Consider the following 311-nt stretch of genomic DNA (forward strand, 5'->3'; position numbering starts at 1 on the left):
AGGCTATGCTCGAGGATATCGCGGTGCTCACCGGCGGCAATGTCGTCAGCGAGGAACTCGGCATCAAGCTCGAGAGCGTCACGATCAACATGCTCGGCCGCGCGAAGAAGGTCGTCATCGACAAGGATAATACGACGATCGTCGATGGCGTCGGCGCGAAGTCCGATATCGACGGCCGCGTCGCGCAGATCCGCCAGCAGATCGAGACGACGACCAGCGATTACGACCGCGAGAAGCTGCAGGAGCGGCTTGCCAAGCTCGCAGGCGGTGTCGCGGTGATCCGTGTCGGCGGCGCGACCGAGGTCGGAGTG

Annotated in this window: 1 pseudogene; it reads left to right on the plus strand. The window is 63.7% G+C overall.

Going from position 1 to position 311, the window contains the following annotated elements:
* Positions 1 to 311, plus strand: a pseudogene (groEL, locus tag ACT6QU_RS19445) (chaperonin GroEL); the annotation flags it as partial.

This window comes from Aliihoeflea sp. (genome assembly GCF_052435475.1).
In the GTDB taxonomy this organism is placed as follows: domain Bacteria; phylum Pseudomonadota; class Alphaproteobacteria; order Rhizobiales; family Rhizobiaceae; genus Aliihoeflea.